At 41.7% G+C, this 22552-nt stretch carries 21 protein-coding genes and 1 other annotated feature; of the genes, 7 read left to right on the top strand and 14 right to left on the bottom strand.

Annotated features, from left to right (window positions below):
• Nucleotides 1-45 precede the first annotated feature (45 nt).
• The 3 genes from metG to AWM75_RS05790 form a co-directional block, all read right to left on the bottom strand.
• Nucleotides 46-2058, bottom strand: a complete 2013-nt coding sequence (metG, locus tag AWM75_RS05800) for a methionine--tRNA ligase (protein ID WP_067979508.1) — start codon at nucleotides 2056-2058, stop codon at nucleotides 46-48.
• A 70-nt stretch (nucleotides 2059-2128) separates the two neighbouring features.
• Nucleotides 2129-3106, bottom strand: coding sequence for a LacI family DNA-binding transcriptional regulator (locus AWM75_RS05795; protein WP_067979506.1), 978 nt, complete (start codon nucleotides 3104-3106; stop codon nucleotides 2129-2131).
• A 12-nt stretch (nucleotides 3107-3118) separates the two neighbouring features.
• The gene (locus AWM75_RS05790) at nucleotides 3119-4573 is read right to left on the bottom strand and encodes a sucrose-6-phosphate hydrolase (protein WP_067979503.1); all 1455 of its coding nucleotides are present in this window, start codon (nucleotides 4571-4573) and stop codon (nucleotides 3119-3121) included.
• A gap of 213 nt (nucleotides 4574-4786) precedes the next feature.
• Here AWM75_RS05790 and AWM75_RS05785 point away from each other — a divergent pair, with 213 nt between their 5' ends.
• Nucleotides 4787-6748 (top strand): sucrose-specific PTS transporter subunit IIBC, encoded by a 1962-nt coding sequence (locus AWM75_RS05785; RefSeq protein ID WP_067979500.1) that lies wholly within the window; start codon nucleotides 4787-4789, stop codon nucleotides 6746-6748.
• 49 nt (nucleotides 6749-6797) lie between these two features.
• Here AWM75_RS05785 and AWM75_RS08840 read toward each other — a convergent pair whose 3' ends face one another.
• The 6 genes from AWM75_RS08840 to AWM75_RS05755 all read right to left on the bottom strand — a co-directional run bounded on the left by AWM75_RS08840 (nucleotide 6798) and on the right by AWM75_RS05755 (nucleotide 10572).
• Nucleotides 6798-7061, bottom strand: coding sequence for a C40 family peptidase (locus tag AWM75_RS08840; RefSeq protein ID WP_074572609.1), 264 nt, complete (start codon nucleotides 7059-7061; stop codon nucleotides 6798-6800).
• Nucleotides 6995-7303, bottom strand: coding sequence for a hypothetical protein (locus AWM75_RS08835; RefSeq protein WP_234946627.1), 309 nt, complete (start codon nucleotides 7301-7303; stop codon nucleotides 6995-6997). The genes AWM75_RS08840 and AWM75_RS08835 overlap by 67 nt, the downstream gene beginning before the upstream one ends.
• An 84-nt stretch (nucleotides 7304-7387) precedes the next feature.
• Nucleotides 7388-8647, bottom strand: a complete 1260-nt coding sequence (gene tyrS / locus AWM75_RS05770) for a tyrosine--tRNA ligase (RefSeq protein WP_067979491.1) — start codon at nucleotides 8645-8647, stop codon at nucleotides 7388-7390.
• Nucleotides 8648-8707: 60 nt separating this feature from the next.
• Nucleotides 8708-8904, bottom strand: a binding site (T-box leader).
• A 47-nt stretch (nucleotides 8905-8951) separates the two neighbouring features.
• A complete protein-coding gene (phoU, locus tag AWM75_RS05765; RefSeq protein WP_067979489.1) occupies nucleotides 8952-9614 on the bottom strand; it encodes a phosphate signaling complex protein PhoU in 663 nt (220 codons plus the stop codon).
• 120 nt (nucleotides 9615-9734) lie between these two features.
• Nucleotides 9735-9917, bottom strand: coding sequence for a hypothetical protein (locus tag AWM75_RS05760; RefSeq protein ID WP_067979484.1), 183 nt, complete (start codon nucleotides 9915-9917; stop codon nucleotides 9735-9737).
• The gene (locus tag AWM75_RS05755) at nucleotides 9907-10572 is read right to left on the bottom strand and encodes an NAD(P)H-dependent oxidoreductase (RefSeq protein ID WP_067979483.1); all 666 of its coding nucleotides are present in this window, start codon (nucleotides 10570-10572) and stop codon (nucleotides 9907-9909) included. Before AWM75_RS05755 ends, AWM75_RS05760 begins: the two co-directional genes overlap by 11 nt.
• 97 nt (nucleotides 10573-10669) lie before the next feature.
• Between AWM75_RS05755 and AWM75_RS05750 the strand changes: the two genes are divergently transcribed.
• Nucleotides 10670-11851, top strand: a complete 1182-nt coding sequence (locus AWM75_RS05750) for a pyridoxal phosphate-dependent aminotransferase (RefSeq protein ID WP_067979482.1) — start codon at nucleotides 10670-10672, stop codon at nucleotides 11849-11851.
• A gap of 131 nt (nucleotides 11852-11982) precedes the next feature.
• Here AWM75_RS05750 and AWM75_RS05745 read toward each other — a convergent pair whose 3' ends face one another.
• Complete coding sequence (locus tag AWM75_RS05745) at nucleotides 11983-12588, bottom strand: cyclodeaminase/cyclohydrolase family protein (protein ID WP_067979480.1); 606 nt, start codon at nucleotides 12586-12588, stop codon at nucleotides 11983-11985.
• A 176-nt stretch (nucleotides 12589-12764) separates the two neighbouring features.
• On the opposite strand from AWM75_RS05745, the gene glnA reads away from it, so the two are divergent.
• The gene (gene glnA / locus AWM75_RS05740) at nucleotides 12765-14099 is read left to right on the top strand and encodes a type I glutamate--ammonia ligase (RefSeq protein ID WP_067980899.1); all 1335 of its coding nucleotides are present in this window, start codon (nucleotides 12765-12767) and stop codon (nucleotides 14097-14099) included.
• 81 nt (nucleotides 14100-14180) lie between these two features.
• On the opposite strand, the gene AWM75_RS05735 is transcribed toward glnA, so the two are convergent.
• The 3 genes from AWM75_RS05735 to AWM75_RS05725 all read right to left on the bottom strand — a co-directional run bounded on the left by AWM75_RS05735 (nucleotide 14181) and on the right by AWM75_RS05725 (nucleotide 16696).
• Nucleotides 14181-14822: a DUF975 family protein gene (locus AWM75_RS05735; RefSeq protein WP_067979477.1), complete on the bottom strand. Its 642-nt coding sequence runs from the start codon at nucleotides 14820-14822 to the stop codon at nucleotides 14181-14183.
• A 209-nt stretch (nucleotides 14823-15031) separates the two neighbouring features.
• On the bottom strand, nucleotides 15032-15727 hold the full coding sequence (locus tag AWM75_RS05730; RefSeq protein WP_067979474.1) for a zinc metallopeptidase: 696 nt from the start codon (nucleotides 15725-15727) through the stop codon (nucleotides 15032-15034).
• A 57-nt stretch (nucleotides 15728-15784) separates the two neighbouring features.
• On the bottom strand, nucleotides 15785-16696 hold the full coding sequence (locus tag AWM75_RS05725) for an alpha/beta hydrolase (RefSeq protein WP_067979471.1): 912 nt from the start codon (nucleotides 16694-16696) through the stop codon (nucleotides 15785-15787).
• 222 nt (nucleotides 16697-16918) lie between these two features.
• On the opposite strand from AWM75_RS05725, the gene AWM75_RS05720 reads away from it, so the two are divergent.
• From AWM75_RS05720 to AWM75_RS05710, 3 genes are all read left to right on the top strand, one after another.
• The gene (locus AWM75_RS05720; RefSeq protein ID WP_067979468.1) at nucleotides 16919-17578 is read left to right on the top strand and encodes a YkyA family protein; all 660 of its coding nucleotides are present in this window, start codon (nucleotides 16919-16921) and stop codon (nucleotides 17576-17578) included.
• Complete coding sequence (locus AWM75_RS05715; protein ID WP_067979460.1) at nucleotides 17565-18875, top strand: putative glycoside hydrolase; 1311 nt, start codon at nucleotides 17565-17567, stop codon at nucleotides 18873-18875. Before AWM75_RS05720 ends, AWM75_RS05715 begins: the two co-directional genes overlap by 14 nt.
• 132 nt (nucleotides 18876-19007) lie before the next feature.
• Nucleotides 19008-20360 (top strand): ISL3 family transposase, encoded by a 1353-nt coding sequence (locus AWM75_RS05710; protein WP_067977420.1) that lies wholly within the window; start codon nucleotides 19008-19010, stop codon nucleotides 20358-20360.
• 403 nt (nucleotides 20361-20763) lie between these two features.
• Here AWM75_RS05710 and AWM75_RS08755 read toward each other — a convergent pair whose 3' ends face one another.
• A complete protein-coding gene (locus tag AWM75_RS08755) occupies nucleotides 20764-20928 on the bottom strand; it encodes a hypothetical protein (protein ID WP_158320163.1) in 165 nt (54 codons plus the stop codon).
• Nucleotides 20929-21575: 647 nt separating this feature from the next.
• Here AWM75_RS08755 and AWM75_RS05700 point away from each other — a divergent pair.
• Entirely contained in the window at nucleotides 21576-22544 is a 969-nt protein-coding gene (locus AWM75_RS05700) for a DUF1002 domain-containing protein (protein WP_067979450.1), read from the top strand.
• Nucleotides 22545-22552: the final 8 nt, after the last annotated feature.

Here is a 22552-nt window from a genome sequence, read left to right as displayed (position 1 = left end):
GGCTGAGATATAAGTATACACAGCCACCTTAGCTTTTTATCTACCTTAGGCGATTACTGAACCATTGGCTGCCTCACTAGGGGCAAAGACTAGTGATAATTGGCCCTCATGCTCTGCTGATAGAATCATACCTTGAGAAATTTCGCCCTTCATTTTACGTGGCTTCAGGTTAGCTACAATACAAACCTTTTTACCAATTAATCTTTCAGGTTCAGGGTAAAATTCCCGAATACCAGACAAGATTTGACGATGCCCCTCATCACCAGCATCTAAGCGGAATTTCAACAATTTATCAGCACCCGCCACAAAATCGCAATCTATAATTTCAGCCACTTTGAGCTCTACTTTATCAAAGGCATCATATTTAATCTGTTTTTCCTTAACTGATACTAGGTTAGTCTCCTCAGGTTGCCAGTCAGCATCATCCAGACTTTTGGCCCCTGTCTGAGCCATCTGGTCTTGGATATAGGCTACTTCTTCTTCCTTATCTAAACGTGGGAAGATGGGTTGCCCCTTAGCCACAACCTGTGCATCTTTAGGGTAGAGACCAATATTTAATGCCTCAACCGTCATTGCTTGGTCAGTATTTAGGCCAATTTGCGCAAAAATCTTAGCCGGCGTCTCAATTAAAACTGGCTGAATCAGAATTGCAATAATGCGCAAACTATCTAATAAATGGTACATAACAGCTTGCAGCTCATCATTTCGACTATCGTCCTTAGCTAAAAGCCAAGGCTCAGTTTCATCAATATATTTATTAGTACGCGCCACTAAATCCCAGACATGGTCAAGTGCTTGACTAAAGCGTAAACTTTCCATTTCTTTCTTGTAAACATTAATTGTCTGGACGATTTGATTTTCTAAGTCAGCATCAAAAGCAGTAATTTGACCAGGATAAGCACCCACTTGCCCATCAAAATACTTGTTAACCATAGATACAGTCCGGTTAAGAAGGTTGCCCAAGTCATTAGCTAGGTCGTAGTTAATCCGGTTAACAAAATTTTCTGGTGTAAAGACGCCATCAGAACCAAAACGTACTTCCCGCATCAAGTAATAACGAAGAGCATCTAGGCCATAACGCGCTACCAACATGTCAGGGTAGACAACATTACCCTTAGATTTAGACATTTTGCCATCAGCCATCACCAACCAGCCATGACCAAAAACTTGTTTTGGCAGTGGTAAGTCAAGCGCCATTAGCATAATTGGCCAATAGATGGTGTGGAAGCGCACAATTTCCTTACCAACCATATGGACATTAGCTGGCCAATACTTGTCAAATAATGCTTGATCATCTGACCCATAACCTAGGGCGGTAATATAGTTGGCTAAAGCATCAATCCAGACATAGATGACATGCTTGGGATTAGACTTAACAGGAATCCCCCAGTTAAATGAAGTCCGTGTCACTGCTAAATCCTCTAAACCAGGTTTAATAAAATTATTAATCATCTCATGCTTCCGTGATTCAGGCTGGATAAAGTCAGGATGGTCCTCATAGTATTGCAAGAGGCGGTCAGCATATTTAGACATCCTAAAGAAATAAGACTCCTCTTTAACTAGCTCTACTTCATGGCCAGATGGTGCCTTACCGCCAATCACCTTACCGTCTTCATCCTTATAGACCTCGGCCAATTGCGACTCTGTAAAGTATTCCTCATCAGACACTGAATACCAGCCCTCATATTCACCTAAATAGATATCTCCCTGGGCAAGAAGTTGTTCGAACATATCCTGAACAGCTGCGACGTGTTCAGGGTCCGTTGTTCGAATAAATTTATCGTTAGAAATCCCTAGTCGTTGCCAAAGCGCCTTGATATCTGCGGCCATTTGGTCAACATACTCTTGGGGTTTAATCCCTAATTCTTCAGCCTTTTGCTGGATTTTTAAACCATGTTCATCCGTTCCGGTTAAATAAAAAACGTCGGCCCCAGCCATACGTTTAAAACGGGCCAATACATCGCAGGCAATAGTTGTATAAGAATTACCAATGTGTAACTTACCACTTGGATAGTAAATCGGAGTGGTAATATAGAAAGTTTCGTTTGCTTGGGTCAAAGGGATAGCCTCCTAGAATCTATAATTTCCTTTCCAGTATAGCACATAAAAGCTAGTTGAGAAAAGAGACCTAGCCTGATGTTCCTACCCGCAAATATACTGGTAATTTGATATGCGTATGGTCAGAAAATACTTGCCCCGCAATCCGCTTCATTAGCATTTCCACGCATAGGTCAGCCAGGTCAGCCACCGGTTGCTGAACAGTCGTTAAATAGGAGTGATAACGGTTGATTAACTGGCTGCCATCATAGCCAACTACTTGTATGCTATTCTTATTCTGATCATGACCTAACAGATCTAGGACCAAAAGTGCCGTTAAATCATCTGTGCAAAAGATTCCCTCTAATCCTGGGGTCCTAAGCAGGTCCCCCAAGACCAAGCGCCGCCTGACCATACTATAATCAGGCAACAGTTGCCAATGGCTAAGAGCGATGTTTTCTTGGTCAGATAAGCTCTCTTTAAAACCCAAATATCGGTCATAGGTTGGTGAGTCCGCTTCATTAGCACCCGTTACAATCGCTATATTGGTTAAGCCTTTTTTTTGGAAATGCTGGCCAACTAACTGGCCACCACGATAGTTATCACTAGATACAATTGGGATACTGGGGCCTAAATAACGGTCAAAACTCACAACCGGCGCTTGAACATCCGCATAGTCTGCTGGTTTGAGCGCATGAGAGCCGACAATCATTCCATCAACTCGGTTAGCTTGTAACATCTCAATATAAGCCTTTTCTTTATTGGACTGGTAGTCACAAGTAGCTAAAAAACTTTTATAGCCCTGCTGGTAAAGCTTATCCTCAAGAGCTTCTATTAGTTCAGCATAAAAAACATTTTGAATACTGGGAAAAACTAAACCAATTAATTGAGTCTGCTTACCTTGAAGTGAACGCGCCATAAAATTAGGCTGATAGCCTAACTCCTCAATGGCTGCCGCAACCTTAGCACGAGTAGCTGCAGATAAATAACCCTTGTCATTAATTACTCGGCTAACCGTAGCTACTGAGACCCCAGCTAACTGAGCCACGTCTTTTAGTGTAACAGCCATATCATCTTCCTCCTATAATGCTAGATACCATAACTGACCCTGGTCTAGCTTGATATAATTTTGACCTGGACCTGGAAATACGCGGCCAGAAATAACTTTTTGTCCTTTGTTAATATAAATCTCAAATACCGATTGATCGATAAAAATATTTAAAGTCATAGGACTGGCTGCTTCCACTAAGCTCTCCCGAACCTGCCCGTATTCTTCAGCAAAAAGCTGGCCACACTGGCTACGGTCTACGACCACCCGACCTAGCTGACTATCTAATTCAATGCGTAAGCCCTGGCTAGCATCCTGGTTACCAAAAACTATAATTTGAGTCTGTTGGTTGGCTGCTAGACTAACTTCTAGTTCATAAGTATTATCCCTGAGGGCCTGTAAACCAGCCACTGACTCTACTGCTTGGCGCATGGCCTTGGTTTCATGAACGGGATATTGGTAGACTTGGCCATTGACGAGGCTCAACTCCTTGACCAGACTCAGGGTGCCTTGGTGGCCATACTGGTCACTTGGATAATCGATATCCGGCAAACCCAACCAAGATACCATCAACGCGCGACCATCTGGCGCATTAAAGGCTTGGCTGGCATAGAGGTCGAAGCCATCATCAAGCCTGTGAATAGCACCTGCTCCCTCTAAGCAGCATGCTGAAATTGACAAGTCATCAGCTAGCACATAACAGTTGGGATAAATATTTTGATAATCCAATATCGCTTTATCTAGTCCTTGTGGGCAGAAAACTAGTAAAGGCTGGCCATCTAAAAACACTAGGTTAGGGCATTCCACCATATAGCCCATTGTATCAGCCGTAAAATGTAACGGCCCAATAAGCTGCCAATCTAACAAATTATTATCCTTAGCTTGGTATAGGAAAACTTGGCCACTCAAATCACTAGCATCCTGAGCACCGATAACCATATAGGTCTGACCCTGGTAGGCAAAAACCATGGGATCACGAAAATCACTGGTTACCTGGCTAGGTTGCTTAATCAGTGGTTTTTTCTCCTTTGTAATTTCCCCCTCCTTGGACAGCCAGGCGCCGTTTTGGAAGGTCAGTCGCTGCCAGTTCTGATCGCGTACATTGCCAGTGTAGAATATAAATAAGCTATCTTCTTGGAGCCAAGCAGAACCTGAATAAGCACCGTGGGAATCAACACCCGTATCAGGATAAATTTTCGTCCCTTGGTCCTGCCAATGAACCAGGTCTGGACTCGTTAAATGGCGCCAAGATTTTAACCCATGACTTGCACCATAAGGAAAATGTTGGTAAAAAAGCTGCCACTGACCATTAAAATAAGAAAAGCCATTGGGATCATTTAAAAGACCTGTTTCTGGCTCGATATGGTAGTTGGCACGCCAAGGTGACTTGGCAACCCGTTCACTTAAGGCATGTATATGGTCTGGTGTCCAATCTTGATAAGGCCGATAGCGTTCAGCATCAGTATAATTAGTAAATTGATGAGTCATGGCAATATCCTCCCTTGCAATACATTCATAATAACTACCAAAATTATACCGCTTACATAAGTATATGTCAAAGGTTTACATATTGGTGTTAAAGCTTATTTAATGTTTTATAAGGAAATTAAGAAAAGCTTTGACTTAATTGTTATCGGGTGGTAAACTATGGTCATAAATTGTAAGCGTTTTATAAATTTTGCCTTTTAAGGAGGAGAGAATATGAATCATAAAGAAGTTGCCCAAAGAGTTGCTGATGCACTTGGACAAGGGAACCTAACTTCTGCTGCTCACTGTGCCACCCGCCTACGCTTAGTTGTTAAGGATGTGGACCAGATTAACCAAGCCGCCTTAGATGAAGATCCTGATCTCAAGGGAACCTTCAAGGCTAATGGTCAGTACCAAATCATAGTAGGTCCTGGTGATGTTGGACCGGTTTACGATGAACTAGTAAAAATAACTGGGGCTACTGCCGCCTCAACAGCTGAAGTGAAAAATGAAGCGCAAGCTAATGATACCAGCAATCCGGTGATGCGTTTGATTAAGGTCTTGTCAGATATTTTTGTGCCTTTGATTCCTGCCTTAACAGCTGGCGGCCTTTTGATGGCCCTCAATAATGTCTTAACAGCCCCTGGCCTTTTCGGCCCCCAAGCTGTTGTGGAGATGTATCCGGCCCTAACTGATGTTGCCTCTATGATTAATATGTTTGCCTCTGCACCTTTTGCTTTTTTACCTATTTTAATTGGTTTTTCAGCTACTAAGCGTTTTGGAGGTAACCCTTTCCTCGGTGCCGCAGCAGGTATGATGCTAGTTATGCCAGATCTGATTAACGGCTATGCGGTAGCTGAAACGATGGCAGCTGGTGAAATGCCTGTTTGGAATATCTTTGGCTTAGAAATTGCCCAAGCCGGTTATCAAGGCCAAGTGTTACCAGTAATTGGGGTTGCCTGGATTTTAGCCAGCCTAGAGAAATTTTTCCACAAACATTTAAATAATGCTGTCGATTTCACCTTTACCCCTATGCTATCAGTGATTATCACTGGCTTTTTAACCTTTGCCTTTGTCGGCCCAGTCTTACGAACAGCTTCTGATTGGTTCACTAGTTCTCTAGTTTGGCTAGTTGACACCTTAGGTGGCTTAGGTCTAGGCGTCTTTGGTATCTTCTACTCACCAATCGTCCTAACTGGCCTCCACCAAGCCTTCCCAGCAGTAGAAACTTCTCTTATCGCTGATTTAGCTAACACTGGTGGTAACTTTATCTTCCCGGTTGCTTCCGCTGCTAACGTCGCACAAGGCGCAGCTGCTCTGGCCATCTTCTTCTTAACTAAGAGTGAGAAAGAAAAAGGCCTGGCCTCATCTTCTGCCTTATCAGCCATGCTAGGGATTACTGAACCAGCCATGTTCGGGGTCAACCTGAAACACCGTTTTCCTTTCTACTCTGCGATGGCCGGAGCTGGCGTCGGTGCCCTAATGATGGGGCTGATGGGGGTTCGCAGTCGGTCACTTGGTCCAGCCGGTCTTATTGGTTTTGTCGCTATATTTGCCGAAAAAATTCCGGCCTATATGCTTGCCCTCTTAGCTTCAATAGCTGTTTCCTTTATTGTGACCTTTATTTACGGCAAACGTAAATTCAGTCAACTAAGTCAGGAAACCCAAACTGATAACCAAGCTGAACCAGCCACAAACCAGGCAACTGCTAGCCCCGCCCAGTCTACATCAGCCATCGGTCCACTGGCAGTAAGCAATCCAGTAGCAGGTCGCTACATTCCACTTAGCCAGGTAGCTGATCCCGTCTTCTCTCAAGAAATCATGGGTAAGGGGGCAGCCATTCTGCCTAGTGAGGGTAAAATTTACGCACCAGTAACCGGTGAGCTAAGCGTTACCAATGATAGTAAACATGCCTATGGCTTTACCGGTCAAGATGGACTAGAAGTGCTGATCCATATCGGTATTGATACTGTCAAAATGAATGGTCAAGGCTTTACTAGCCATCTCAGCCAGGGTGACCAAGTAACAACCGGCCAATTAGTCGCCGAATTTGATATTGATACCATTAAGGCTGCTGGTTACGATCCAACCGTCATGGTCATTATTACCAACTCTAACGACTTCCAAAATTTTGACTATCCAGTTAAAGACCAGAATACAATCAAAACTGGTCAAAGCTTGATTGAAGTAAGTTAAAAACATATAAAAACAGGTCTTGCGAATTATTATCGCAAGACCTGTTTTTTTAATTCAGACGGATGGCTAACTGGGGACTAAAATAATCAACATGACTATAAGAGACAACGTCCCCAGGTTGAGGGGCATGAATAAAATAACCCTCCCCTGTAGCAATGGCAACATGGTAGGAACTGGTGGCGCCTGCCTCAATAAAGAAATAAAGGTCGCCAGCCTGAGCCTGGTCGAGAGGTATGGTCTGACCCATCAGCTGTTGGTCAGCTGTTGTCCTCGGCAAATCGATACCATGTAGTCCGTATACATATTGGACCAAGCCAGAGCAATCAAAACCTGCTGGGCTAGTCCCCCCCAGACGTAGGGGACACCCAAATAGGTCTGGGCACTGGCCACAATAGCTGACCCCTGACTATCTGAAACAACTGGGCTTGGTGGAATTGTTGTGGCTGTCTGGTCAACGTTAGTAACCAATCCCTTAGCTATTACCGGCTGAGTTACTAAGCTAGCCATTAAAAACATAGTGCTAGTTATCGCACCTATTATCATTCTTTTTTTCAAGTCGGATACTCCTTTATCTTTTCGGCTTATCCGTACTCTAAACCGCCCTCATTTTAGCAGATTTTTATCTCCTTGCCTAGATAGCTACTGGAATTTAACTAAGAAATATTTTTTCTTACCACGTCTAACCACAAGGTACTTACCTTCGATTGCGTCAGCTGGAGAAATCTCGTAGTCAAGGTCGGTCATTTTATCGCCATTGATAGTAATGGCACCATTTTTAATATCTTCCCGACTCTGACGACGTGAAGGCTCCACACCAGCATCAACTAAAAAGACAGCTAGGTTAGCTGGTTCGGCTGGCATAGTGGCACCCGGCATATTGCCAAAAGCTTGGTCAATTTGCTTACCTGTTAATTCCTTAATCTGCCCTTGGAAGAGGGCTGCTGTAATAGCTTGGGCATCGTCTAGTCCTTCTTGACCATGCACAAAACGTGTCATCTCTTCAGCTAAGGCTTTTTGTGCTTGACGAGCCTCTGGTGCTTGGGCAACTTGGTCAGCTAAATCTTCAATTTCTTGGTGGGATAAGAAAGTGAAATATTTCAAGTATTTAATCACATCAGCATCATCTTGATTAATCCAGAATTGGTAAAACTCATAAGGGGAAGTTTTTTCAGGGTCTAACCAAACCGCACCACCTGCTGTCTTACCGAATTTAGTACCGTCAGCTTTTAACATCAATGGAATCGTTAAGCCATAAGCTTGGGCTTCGGGGCCTTCTACCTTACGAATTAATTCTAAACCTGAGGTAATATTCCCCCACTGGTCAGCCCCACCAATTTGCAATTGAATGTTTTCCGTTTGGTATAAGTGTAAATAGTCCATAGACTGTAAAATCTGGTAAGCAAACTCTGTGAAGGAGATACCTACTTCTAGGCGAGAAGAAACAATATCTTTAGCCAGCATGGTATTGACATTAAATCGTTTACCATAGTCACGCAAGAAATCTAAAAGGGTTAATTTACTCGTCCAATCATAATTGTTAACAATCGTAAATTTACTATCCTGATCATCTAAGAACAACTTTTTCATTTGTTTAGTTAACTTACGGGCGTTCTCATTGACCACATCCATACTTTGAAGCGTGCGTTCCTCAGATTTACCAGATGGATCACCAATAGAACCTGTGGCCCCTCCAATTAAAATGTACGGGTGATGACCAAAATCTTGGAATCTTTTTAGCATAACAAAAGGAATCAAGTGGCCAATATGTAAGGAGTCACCCGTAGGATCGACACCACAATAAAGACGAATGGCCTTATCATCAACTAGTTGACGTAAGCCTTCCTCATCAGTTTGCTGGTTAATAGCTCCTCGCCAGGCTAACTCATCAATAATATTCATTATAAATCCTCCTAAAAATAGTTTTAAAAAAACAAAAAAGTCCCAAAAACTACTCAGAGTTTTTGGGACGATTATTACCGTGGTACCACCCAAGTTATACTTACTATCTGCAAGTATCACTTTCCAATATTTAACGCATATTAAACGCAAGAGTCTGATTATAGCCGTAATTCAGTAATAGTTGCTACTAGTTCTCACCACCACTAGCTCTCTAAAAGTCACAGTTATTACCTACTTCAACCACTCTTGTCACTATTATGGGCCCCAGTATAACCAAGAGCCCTTTTTTTGTCAACCAAAGAAGCTAGTTTAACTCTACATTTTGACCAGTTACCATATAAACTGTTCGTTCGCAGATATTAGTCAAATAGTCACCAATCCGTTCAAGGTTAGCAATGATAGAGATATAAGCTAGGCCAGCTTCAATAGACTCATCATCTTCCTCAAGACCTTTAACAACCATCTTGAAGATTTCATGATAAGCCTCATCTACTTCACTATCACGTTTAGCAATAGCAATGGCGGCCTTCTCATCCTGGTTAACAAAAGCATTAACCGTTTCTTTACCAATTTCAGATACAGTATTAGCCATATTTTCAATGGCTTCTTCAATTTGGCCTACCCGGTCACGACCGCGATAGTCAGTAATCCGCTTGGCAATTGAAACTGCATGGTCACCAATACGTTCTAAATCAGAAGAAGCCTTCAGTACAGCAATTACTAATCGTAAATCGTAAACTACAGGTTGTTGTAAGGCAATAACCTGAGTTGTTTGCTTTTCAATCGATTCTTCCAATAAATTAATCTCAACATCACTAGTAATAACATCCTGAGCTAGTTCCTTGTCACGATTAATTAAGGCTGTATTAGCTTTGCGAACGGCATCTAGAGCTTGTAAGCCCATAGTTTGGAATTTTTCGTTAATCTCTTCTAACTGTAAATCAAAGTTACGGCGTAAGTTTGACATCATGTATCCTCCTCATTCTCAATTCTCTTTTATTATACCAAACTAAGTGAAAAAAAGAATGACTAACCGATTAAAATGCTTGAATTTACAAGATCTTTACAATCCAAATCATCTGACCTGTTACCAGTCCTGCTTGTTCCAAGCCAATCCATCTAGTTGAGCTTGGGCCTGATTATAGCGCTTATCTAGTTCAACAACCATCTCTAGTAAGGCTGATAAATAAGCTTGGTCCTGGTAACTAGTAGCCTGGCCAATATGGGCTTGGACTAAATCCTGAGCCCATCCGGATAAATCATCTGTCATTAAAATCACCCTCCTTAATCATAAACTGCATGCTTTCTAATTCATTCAGACGGTCGCGACAAACTGCCATAAATAAATCCCCTACTTCGCCTAATAAGTCGGTGGGTAGTTGATCTAGCAACCAATTTGATCTTTGGATAAAATCAGCCTGTCTAGGCAGGGATAGGTGGCTTTGGTAGGCCACCAAATTTAATTGTTGGGATTCAGGACTCTGGTAACTATGTTGAGCGAGGACAAAAACTGGTAAATAGTTGAAGTCTAGCCGGTTAGCCAACATTTGATAGGGGCGCAGCATTTCAGATACCGTATAGGCTTCCCGACCGCCGGACTGATAGCTAGATAAGGGCTGGCCAGTAGAAATAACTAGCCCGAAATCTTTCCCTGCCAGTTGACTAGCATGACGCTTTACAAAGTTGTCAGCTAATACCTGATTTAACCAGTCAACCACTAAAGCCGGCGCTTGGTACCAATACAAGGGGAACTGTAAAACAATCCGGTCAGCTGCTAAAATCAAATCACGGTGAAGCAAAATATCGCTACTATTAAAATTAGCTAGTTGATGATAGTGGCTATCAGCAGGTCGACCTGCCTTTAAAAATTGGTGGCTGGCAGACTCTGCTAAGTTGGGATGACCCTCGAAAATATGGACTTCCATCACTAGTCTCCTTTCAATTAGTTTTGTCTCTATCACTAATTATCTGTCTTTTTATTTTTACAAGCATGATATACTGAAATAAAAAAAGGAGCAAGTCATGCAATTATCCAATCTCGCCTTAAATTATCCTGCTTCCGTTATTCGTCAGGTATCTAGCTATGCCCACAAAGTAGCACTTCAAACAGGAGAAATGTATTACTTTACAATGGGAGAACCTAATTTTAACTCCCCAGATATTGTAAAAGCTACAGCGATTAAAGAAATTGAAAATAATAATACCTTTTATGGCCCTAATATTGGTGAAACTAGCCTGCGTCAAGCTCTAGCCAACCACCTTAATGAGCGTTTAAAGACACAACTAAATCCAGACCAGATTGCAATTACCTACGGAGCAACCGATGCGCTGTTCTCAACCATGTTTGCCTTACTCAACCCAGGCGATGAGGTACTCGTACCAACACCCAACTATCCCAACTACTTGGGCCAGATTGCCATGGTAGGTGCCCAGGCTAAGCTGGTTCCTCTCCAAGCTGACTATAATTTTCACTTACAGATTAGTGACTTGGAAGCACAAATCACTGACAAGACTCGGATGTTAATTGTAAACACCCCAAATAACCCGCTGGGTACCGTTTTGACACCAGCAGAAGTTCAGGATATCTCCCAATTTGCAGCTGACCACAACTTATTTATATTGGCTGACGAAGTCTACCATAGCCTAACTTACGAGGGACACCAACACACTAGCTTCTTCCAGCCCAGCTTGGCCAACTATAATCAAACTGTCTTAGTTGACTCTTTTTCTAAATCTTATGCCATGACTGGCTATCGAGTTGGCTACGCGGCCGCTAATGACAGCCGCCTGATTCAAGCAATTGCAGAATTTAAAGAGGGAACTAGTTTTGCCGTCCCTAGCTTTATCCAAGAATCAGCCCGGCTAGCTTTAGAAAAAGCAGAACCAGCAACCGAGGCTATGCGCGCTGCCTACAGCCGCAGACGCGACTTACTTAGCCAGGGCTTAGCTCAAATCCCTGGCCTGCGCCTAACACCTAGTGATGGCGCCTTCTACGCCTTCGTAGACATCTCTGCTTACGGTTTGTCTTCAACTGACTTCGTTTACCAGCTCATTGCCCAGGAACATGTTGCCTTAATTCCTGGCTCCTCCTTTGGACAGGCTGGCGAAGGCTATGTCCGTATTTCCTACGCCGCCTCCGACGAAGATCTAGCCCGCCTGATTCAACGCTTGGGCCACTTTTGTCAAAAACTAGCTCAACAATAAAAATAAATTCGTCAATCAAGTAAAAAATCTGCGGCTAATGGTGCCGCAGATTTTTCTATGTTTATAATTTTCCATCAATACTTCAGTCTAAATAACTTTTACCACACCACTTGTATAAGCTAGTGAATCACTTAGCGTAGACTGAGCTTCACTTGAACTTGACTAGCTAGGTCTTGGTTCTTTTGAAGCAAAGACTGGGCCTGGCTTTGATAAGTCTGACCAAGATCTTGATCTTTTAACCAAGCCACATTTTCAATGACATTCTCATTAGCAGATTCTAATGCTGTTGTTAGGTGGCGACTAGCAACTCTGACATCGGCTAGCACACTCTTCCTACCGATTTCGGCAACAGTCACTAACATTTCCTGACCCTGGCAGGCCGTCTGCATCGTTGCCAGCGGCGTCTCAGTAGCTCTAATCAAACCAGTCTGAATGGCTGCCTGGCGGTCAGATTTCTCTTGGTCATTAGTCCGAGGCAAGCCGTAGCTAGCAAACAATTGCTCAGATACAGTTTGGTCAGCTGCCGACAGCTTAAATAGGATCTCTTTTAAATTATGTGCCTGGCTTAGAAGTTCAGCCACTAATTCCGGCTGCTTATCCGGTTCCTTATCCTGGGTAATAGCTAAAACCATAGCTGCCAACGCAACGCCAAAAGCTCCAGTAATAGGGGCTACTGCGCCACCACCAGGTGAAGATTTCTTTGATGCTAGTTCTTCCATAAATCGCTGTAAATCCATCATATCCTCCTAAAACAGTAGATTTCATATAGTATAACACCTTGAGCGGTTAGCTACCAGTAAGCTTTTAACAAAAATTATGTTACTTTTTATAACAAATTACAATACTTTTATTGCGCACAAGCTTCATTTGTTGCATAATATAACAGTAATCTAATTAAGAGGAGCAATTTATGATGTCAAAATGGACTGCAACTGAAATTATGCGTGATGTGGAAGAAAGAAATGTCCACTTTATCCGTCTCATGTTCACCGATGTGAATGGTAACCTAAAAAATGTTGAAATTCCGGTCAGTCAGCTGGACAAGGCCCTCGACAACAAAATGATGTTTGATGGCTCTTCAATTGAAGGCTTTGTACGTATCGAAGAATCTGACATGTACCTATATCCTGATCTAGATACCTACTTGGTCCTACCATGGGGAGCAGAAAACAAGAAAGTAGCCCTCCTCATCTGTGATATCTATCTACCAAACGGCGAACCCTTCCCTGGTGACCCTCGGGGTAACCTCAAACGCATGGTAAAAGAGATGGAGGCAGCTGGTTATAGCGACTTTATGTTGGGACCAGAAGCTGAATTCTTCTTGTTTAAGCTAGACGAAAAAGGTGAACCCGTTGTCGAAGTCAATGATAATGGTGGTTATTTTGACCTGGCACCACTAGATTCAGGCGAAAATTGTCGTCGTGATATTGTTTTAGTATTAGAAGAGTTAGGCTTTGAAATTGAAGCCTCTCACCATGAGGTTGCCATTGGTCAGCACGAAATTGATTTCAAATACGATAATGCTCTAGCTGCTAGTGACCAAATTCAAATCTTTAAGCTAATTGTCCGGTCAGTAGCTCGCCAACATGGCTTACATGCGACTTTTATGCCTAAACCTCTATTTGGCGTGGCCGGTTCCGGCATGCACTGTAATATGTCGCTCTTCAAGGCAGATGGCAATGCTTTCTATGATCCAAATGATGACCAAGGTTTATCACAAGACGCCCGCTATTTTGTCGCAGGTATCCTAGCCCATGCTAAAGCCTTAACAGCAGTAGCTAATCCTTTGGTCAACTCTTACAAACGGCTGGTACCAGAATTTGAAGCCCCTGTTTATATCGCCTGGTCTCACCAAAATCGGTCACCGCTTGTCAGGATTCCATCAGCCCGTGGCAATTCCACCCGCATCGAGTTACGATCAGTGGATCCCGCTGCTAACCCTTATCTTATCACTGCCTGTCTAATTAAGGCTGGTCTAGACGGCATCAAAGAAAAACTGCCTTTATCAAGTCCTACCGACCGGAATATCTACCAAATGACCGAATACGAACTGAAACAAGAAGGTATTGATAAATTGCCGGTCAATCTAGCAGCTGCTCTGGTTCATCTAGAAAACGATAATATTGTTCAGGCTGCACTAGGACGCCATATATATGAGAATTATATTTCTAGTAAACAAGTAGAATATAATGAATACGAGACCCAAATTACACCTTGGGAGATTCAACACTATCTCAGATGGTATTAATAGTAGTTACTTCTATACCTGTAAATCATAAAAACACAGAAAATAAGCCCGGTGCAAAATACACCGGGCTTATTTTTCATCTTAAAAATCATCCCAACCCTGATGGTCAGTCACTTGGGCCCATTGGTTACCGCCAGTAACCAAATGGTTCAAGCCTTGTTTAGTCAGACTATCCTGGTAAAAGTAGGCGCGAGCTAGGGATAGATAGGGACGAACATAGAAATAGCTTAAACCAAAGCTAAAAATTATCGATAGTCCCCACAGAATAAAGCGCGAGTATAATAGAATTAAAGCCCATTTACGGCCCTTCATTAGTCGTCTGGCCAATCCCAAACTTTGCCCCACGCTGAGATCAGGAAAATCAACTAAGACATAAGGCAAGAGGGCATAGGCTAATTTCAGGTAAATACCAGGCAAAATAAAGCAGATAAAAGCTAATAGCACTTGCAAATGGCCTAACAGCTGACTAGCCACAGCCTTTAGCCAATGGTGGCTCACTAGATTAGTCCAGGTGAGTGATAACTTACGACTAGCAGCCAAGATATAAGCCTGGTAGGCCAGGTCAATATTGATATACAGGGCCCAAAAAGCTAGACCCAAGAAAAAGAAACTCGTCCCACTAGTTAATAAAATTAACTGTATAAGGACTACAACTAGGGTCAAGCCGATAAAACGGTCCTTGTCCTGGGCTAGTAATAACTTCGCTGCACGCTTATAATCCATCAGTTATCCCCCTTCCTAGGAATATTTTAACCTAAAAGCGTCTTAAAACCGTCAGCCTTAAGACCTAATTCTTCTTAATAATATCGTGACGCCACTAGCGCTAGGCATAAAAGTAGACCTGCGATGTTAGCCACAGGCCCTATCAAATATATTAATTTTTCTAGTAAAGGTCATGATATTTATACGGCTAATTTAGCTAAAACGGTGAACTAGTCATGACGACGCCCACCAAAAATTAAAACCATCCGTAAAAGCACTAGTAGGCTTGAAATTGCTGCAGCTACATAGGTTAAGGCTGCTGCTGTTAGCGTCTTTTTAGCATAAGGTAGCTCACCGGCAGTTAGTAAGTTTTTCTCTTCAATAATATCTAAAGCGCGCTTAGAAGCATCAAACTCTACAGGTAGCGTAATCAACTGAAAAATAAAGGTCAGTGAAAAAAGAATCAGACCAATATTGACAAAAGTTTGGCTTAGGCCAAAAAATGTCCCCAAAAGTAATATCGGTAAGCCCAAATTAGAACCGATATTAACTATCGGTACAATATTTTGTCTCAACCGCATAAACCAATAACCCTGGTCATCCTGCACAGCATGACCGCACTCATGGGCTGCTACACCCACAGCAGTTACAGTTGTACGATTATAGGTGGCATCAGACAATCGTAAAACCTTATTTTTGGGATCATAGTGGTCAGTCAACTGGCCAGAGATATGTTCTACCCGGACATCATGAATACCCGCGTATTGCAAAATTAATTCGGCAATTTCTTTACCAGTATAACCATGCTTATTTTGATATTGGTCATATTTTTGAAAAGTCCTTTGCATATTCCAAGAGGCAATGGCGGCAATAATAGAGCCAATGACAACTAGAATCATACCAGGACCAAAGTATAGGAAGGGCATTGAATCAACTCCTTTAGATTATTATAGCCAAAGTAAGGTCAAAATGAAATTTTTTAGCTAACTAATATTATCACTAATAATTTCAGCGGCTTCCAAACTTTCATTGAGCTGACGCAGGTAAAAGTTAGCCTGGTGGTCATCAAACTGGTAACAACGTATTGCAAGCCCTCTATTCTTGAGCTGACGATAGTAAGCCAAGCTAGCTAAAAAATTAGCATCTTTGCTAGCCACTAGCATAGTTAAAGGCGGCATGGTTAAGGGTAAATTAGCTAGATATATCGGATCAAAATCTAATCCCACTAAATAGCCAGTCGCAAAATCTTTATGCTGGTTACTGTTCAAAACTTTACTTAGCTGACCAAGCTGGTTATTGATGGCTGGTGATAATAACACAATCTGACTAATTTGATAAGCTTGATTATAACTTTTTCCCAAAGTTAAAGCCAGGTTACTAGCAGCTTGGTCAGCTACTAAGACGACATGACTGTGAGAGCCAACTGCTAGAATCTCATCAATAGTTTGGGCTAGACTAGCAACCATATTATCATAATCAGTCTGGGGCCACTTAGGATAATCAACTAGGTAAAGAGGCCTTTGACATTGCCTGGCTAAGCGTTCAGCAAACTTATGTTGACTCTGGTCAGCCAATCCCACTAGATAATTGCCAGGCAGATAAACTAAGGCTTGGCGGCTAGATAAAAAATCAGCACCATAAACTTGGTAAGTCGCAGACTTTGAAGCGAAATCGGCCTGTTTAATCTGACAATTTGTCAAATGCTCCAAATGATTAGTCAATACCTCAGCTTCACTCTCACCAGTAAAATTTTGGTACAACTTAGTAAGGTCAACTTGTAATTGCTCTCTTAAATCTCCCTCTCGATTCAAAGCCCGATGTAGGTAGCCAAACAAGGCAATGGCGCCAGTTGAAAGGCCTGTTAATATCTGCTTATCGTTATCTGATTTGGTCATAGCTATCCCTCCTATCTTATTATATGTTGATACGTCATAGGAAACTAGGGGCTAGAGACTGATTTTTTAAGCAGAGAAAATCATCATTCTTATCTTATCATTTTAAAAACTTAGGATTTTCGCTATACTATACTAAATAAGATAAGCAAGGCCAGCCCTCTAAGCGTGTCTGAATAGACATACTAGGCTGGCATAACAAATATTATAGATGAGGTGAAACCGGTGAATAAGCTTAAATTTGGGTTCTTAGCCCTTAGCGCCTGTTTCTTACTAGTCGCCTGCTCAGCCAACCCAACTAGTGTGGCCGACCAGGTTCAAGAAGCAGGCCACCAAGCAACGCAAGAAATTAATAGTATCCAGCTCCAAGAAGGCCAACTCAACCAGGCCTTTGCCCAGGACATTGCTGAAGATGATAGTCTAAAGCGTCTGGCAAGCAATAGAGGAGCCACACAAGCTAACCTATCTGACCGCCAGGATGACCTAGACCAGCTTGCTAAGGCTTTAAAAACCTTAAAGAGTCAGGGAGAAAAATTACAAGCTAGCATGGACCAAGTACAATCTGATGATGAAACGGTCATTAAGCAGCGCCAACATTTCGAAGCCATCCTACCCCTAATCGATCAAATCGTGCCGACTCTAGAAAGCTATATTAATAATTACCAGGCCTTGCTAGACCAGGAAGAGAGTTTCTATAAATCACTTAGCAAAAAGGATGCTGATTATCAAACCTTCAACCAAGGTATGAGTGATATAAACCAAAACCACCAAAAATTACAAGACCAACTGCAATCTTTAGTGGAGCCCCTAGAACAGTTAAACCAGCTTCCTAGCCTAAATCAGGAAAAAGATAAAAATGGAGGTGAGCAAGATGCCCCAGCATAAACAAGTCGGACCCAAATTGAACTGGCAACTAGTTACAGCTTTGATAGCCCTAGTAGTTATCCTGAGCATAGCCATTGTAGCTGTTAAAGGTGACTGGTTTAGCCAATCTACCTCCCAACAAACTAGCCAAGCAGCATCCAGCCAAAGCTCAGCTAGCCAAGCGGTAGCAGAGGCTCAAATTGATAGCAACCAGCTTCACATTAACCAAGCTAGCTTGCTCAATCGTCCTCACAACCTACCCCAATCTCTTTTCTATGATTCCGGCGTAGATATTGCCTATCCAGCTGATGGCGTCAAAGGCATATACTTATCAGCAGATGGCATGGCTGACCAAACTATCTTAGATAATAATATCCGTCTTCTAGACCAATCTGGTCTTAATAGTGTTGTGATTGATGTAAAAACAGATTACGGTTCAATTGCTACTAATTTAGAAAGCGATAACCAACTGGTTAAAGACAATATCCAAGCCACCTTCTCCACTCAAGAATTGATGCCCCTGTTTGAAGAGAAACAGATCTACCCAATTGCCCGAATTACTACCTTTAAGGACGGATTGGTACCAGAAAGTCATCCAGACTGGTCCTTTAGAAATGCCGATGGCTCTATCTGGACCGATGCTTCCGGCCAAGCCTTCTTAAACCCTTACAACAAGGAAACCTGGCAGTATATTGTTGATATTTCCATAGCCGCTGCCAAGGCTGGCTTTAAAGATATCCAATACGACTACGTCCGCTTCCCCGAAGGTTTTGAAACCTTTGGCGCAAGCCTGGTCTATAATATGGGAGATTATGCTGAATACGGCAAGGATTCTACCGAAGCCCGAGAAAAAGTTATTGCTGACTTTTTAGCCTTTGCTAAAAGTCAATTAGAGCCTTACGGGGTCCACGTTTCAGCCGATATTTTCGGCTATGTGGCCACCGTAGAATCCACTCCAGGTATCGGGCAGAACTTCAAGATGATCGCTGATAATGTCGATGTGATTTCTTCGATGATTTACCCAAGTCACTGGGGACCAGGCTACTTCGGCATTGACTATCCTGACCTTGACCCGCATGGTGTGGTTAAAGAATATATGGATGCTGAACTTGCCTTACTTAACCAGCTAGATAATCCACCGATTACCCGGCCTTGGTTGCAAGACTTTACCGCTGACTATCTCCCAGAAGGTCAATATATCAATTATGGCCCCGACCAAGTCCAAGCTCAAATTGATGCCCTCAACGAGATGGGCATCCATGAGTATTTGCTATGGGATGCAGCCAACACCTATACTGAAGGTGTTAGCTACAACTAAATAAAAACGGTTCTATACTTTTTGGTGTTGGTGAGTAAAAACTCACTGACACCTTTTTTTATTTGGAATCACAAAAAGCCAGTGAATTCTTTATAATTAAGTTGTCAGACAAAACTACAAAGGAGAATTCACATGGCTCAAAATGATTGTATCAAAAACCTATTAAGTATTACAGACGAAAATATTAAATTAGAGGACAAGGTAACGATTAAAAAGATTAAACAAGTGACTCATAAAGTAATCTACGGCACACTAACTTATCAACCAGACAGCTGTCCAAATTGCCTCCATAAGGAGGCTGACCAAGCTAGTATTATTAAGCATGGTTATAAACTATCGCGCATTTTAATAGGTGAATTCAACACACAACCAATCTCTTTAGTATTAAAAAAACAGCGATTTTTCTGTAAAAATTGCCAAATTACGTTTACAGCCTCTTCTAATCTAGTTGCTAAAAATTGCTTTATTAGTCGCCAAATCAAGTGTTTAGCGATACAAGAATTATCAGAGTCGCAAAGTATGTCCTTAATCGCTAAAAAACTTAATATTTCAAATTCTACTGTTATTCGTCTGCTTGAATCGACTGCTAAACAATTCAAACAAAGTTACCGGCAACTACCTAGGCATTTATCTATTGATGAGTTTAAATCTGTTAAAAATGTCTCAGGCGCTATGTCTTGCATCCTAGTGGATGCAGCTAATCATCGTTTATTTGATATATTAGAAGATCGGACGCAAGCTTATTTAAGAGATTATTTTATGCGTTTCCCTCTGGAAAAGAGAAAGCTAGTTGAAACGATTACCATGGATATGTACTCACCTTATTATGATTTTTTACAACAAATCTTTCCAAATGCGAAAATTATTATTGACCGATTCCATATTGTCCAACTACTGAATCAGACTTTGAATAGCCAACGGATTCTTGTGATGAATCAACAACCTAAGCAATCAACACACTATCGGAAATTGAAACAGTTATGGAAGCTGATTTTAAAGAACCAAGAAGCACTGAATAGTGTTAATTACCGCACACATCGCTTATTTGATGGCCTTATAACAGAAGCAGGTATAGTTGAATTTATGCTTAATATCGACAGTAAATTTAGAAAAGTCTATGATGTCGTCAATGAGCTCAAATATCACCTTAAAACAGGGAATATCAATGCTTTCCTACATACAATTAGTCGCAATAAGAGCCAACGGCTCCCGAAGAATTTGAGAAAAACGATGAATACTCTGCTCAAATACTTACCTGCTATTATCAATAGCTTTCGTTATACACTTTCCAATGGGCCAATTGAGGGTATGAATAATAAAATTAAGAATATTAAGCGTTCCGGATTTGGTTACCGCAATTTTTATCATTTAAGGGCAAGGGCTTTTCTTTCCTTTAAATCATATGAGGTAAAGAGGGAAAATAAACCTACCATAAATAGAAAGATTGAAAAGCTAGATACAGAATCTAGGGCCCTATGTGCCTAAGTTAAAAGATATTTTTTACTAGAGGCGGAAGAGAATGGGCATCTGTTAGCCATGTTAAGCACGCCAAAGAAATACAAGCTGTGACAATCCTAGAGCCGTAGGAGCAACGCGACGTACGGATATAGCGATTGACTACAGCTTGTTTGAGGCTGGCGAGGTGAGAGACCTTGGCTCGAACCGGTGCCATGGCTGTTGAACAGATGACCAATTCTCTGGAGACTCTAGCCTATGGCTAGAAAAAATAAAAAAGACCGAAGTCAAAACTTCGATCTTTAATATCACCAACACTATTTGACAAAGAGCCATAAAAACCAGGCAGGTCCACCATAAGGTTTAGGATCTACCTGGTTTTTTTCTACTCAATCACAGCATTTAGTCATGGCCAACACTTGGCCAGCAAATTCTAATTTTTTCTCAGCCATACTAACATATAGAGGCCAATTATTAACAAGGCATACTTAAGTATCAAGTAGCTTGTTTCATCTAAGACAGTAGACCCTGGTGCTTTAACAATAAAGTAGGTCAACATCGACATTAGAATACCAGTAAAGATGTTCTTTTTAGTCATATTAAGCGCCCTCCACTAATAAATCCTAGTTTGCTTTCAATTACTTGTGACAGCAAGATAGCCAAGCTTTATTCTTTCCCATGGTCGTCATCTTTGGGAAAGTAATTTCGGTAGTTTAACCATAATGTTACATTTACGATGCCAAACAAGGTGCTTATTGCCACCGTGATTAAAAAATTATCTGAAATAGATTCATAATAAAGGTCGTAGATGGTCGTTAGAAGCGTTAAAACAAGCATTGATATCAGGATAACCCTATAATGTTTTTTTGACATGTATACTCATCTCCTAAGCTGTTATAAACCAAATTGGCGGCACAAATCTAAGGCAATATAGTTAGGCCTAACCAACAATTGACTTAGTTCAATATCGCAATTGGTAAAACGAATAAAGTTGCTCGCTTATCTTCCTGACAATTTTACTTTATCAAAAAAAAAAAACGGTTTCAATTCATTTGCTCGTAGCCCTATTTAGTTTAGTCCCTAGCTCATGGTCTGACCAAAATCGTTTAGGGCCAGGGCTCCACCTACCAGCATGTTAGTCCTTGTCCTGCCGATAACTACCCAATATTAATTAAGTGTTAATCCATATTTTAGGTCAATTTAAGCTTATCATGATATAATGATTGAAACTTTAAGGAGGAATTTATGATGAACCATAAGAAAAAAGCGCTTGTTTTATCAGCGGCTCTAGCTGCTTCTATCCTAGCAGCACCACGCGTTTTAGCAGACAAAATCCAAATTAATCCCATGTTTACCTATGGCGAGAGTCTGAACGACCAACAATTCAATACCACTAAAAGGGAACTTGGTGTCGAAGATGGTGCCCAAGAAATCCAAGTTCATGTCAATGAACTAAATGACCTGCTCAATGATAGCTACCCTTACCGCCAAGTCTACTCTTCAGCCTATATCACACCAGCTAAGAACGATGGCAAAATTTCTGTAGAAATCGTCACACCAGAAACCATTACCGATATTACCCCACTCCAATATCAAAATGCCGCTCTAACAGCAGGCGCGGTCGATGTTGATATCAAGGTAGCTTCTGCAGTACCTGTCGATGGTTCCGGTGCTCTAGCCGGTGTCTATAAAGCCTTTGCTGATGCTGGTTACACCTTAGATGACCAAGCTGTCAGTGTAGCTCAGGATGAATTAGTCGTTACTTCTAGCATCAACCAAGAAAACCAAGGCAAAGAAGGTTACTCTGATGAAGTGCTAAATGCCGCAATCGCTGAAATTAAAACTGAAGTTGACCAGGCCAAGGCTGAGAATAATGGTGAAATCACCATCGACCAAATCCAAGTCATCGTGAACAATGTAGTTAATAACTACAATCTTCAAGATGTCTTAAGCCAGGAAAATATCCAGTCAATCATCAACTATATGCAAAACTTTTCTCAAATCGAGTTGACAGATGAGCAAAGAGAACAAATCCGTAATCTCGGTCAAGAGATTGCTTCCCAAGGTGGTCAATTATTCGACAAGGCCAAAACTGCTTGGGATAATGCTGATAAAGAGCAATTAGCCAAAGATGGCCAAAGCATTTGGGATGCGATTAGCAACTTCTTCCGCACCCTGTTTGGTGGCGGCAACAACGACCAAGACCAACAATAAGAATAACA

Source organism: Aerococcus urinaehominis, assembly GCF_001543245.1.
Taxonomy (GTDB): Bacteria; Bacillota; Bacilli; order Lactobacillales; family Aerococcaceae; genus Aerococcus; species Aerococcus urinaehominis.
This window is presented reverse-complemented; position numbering and strand designations above follow the sequence as displayed.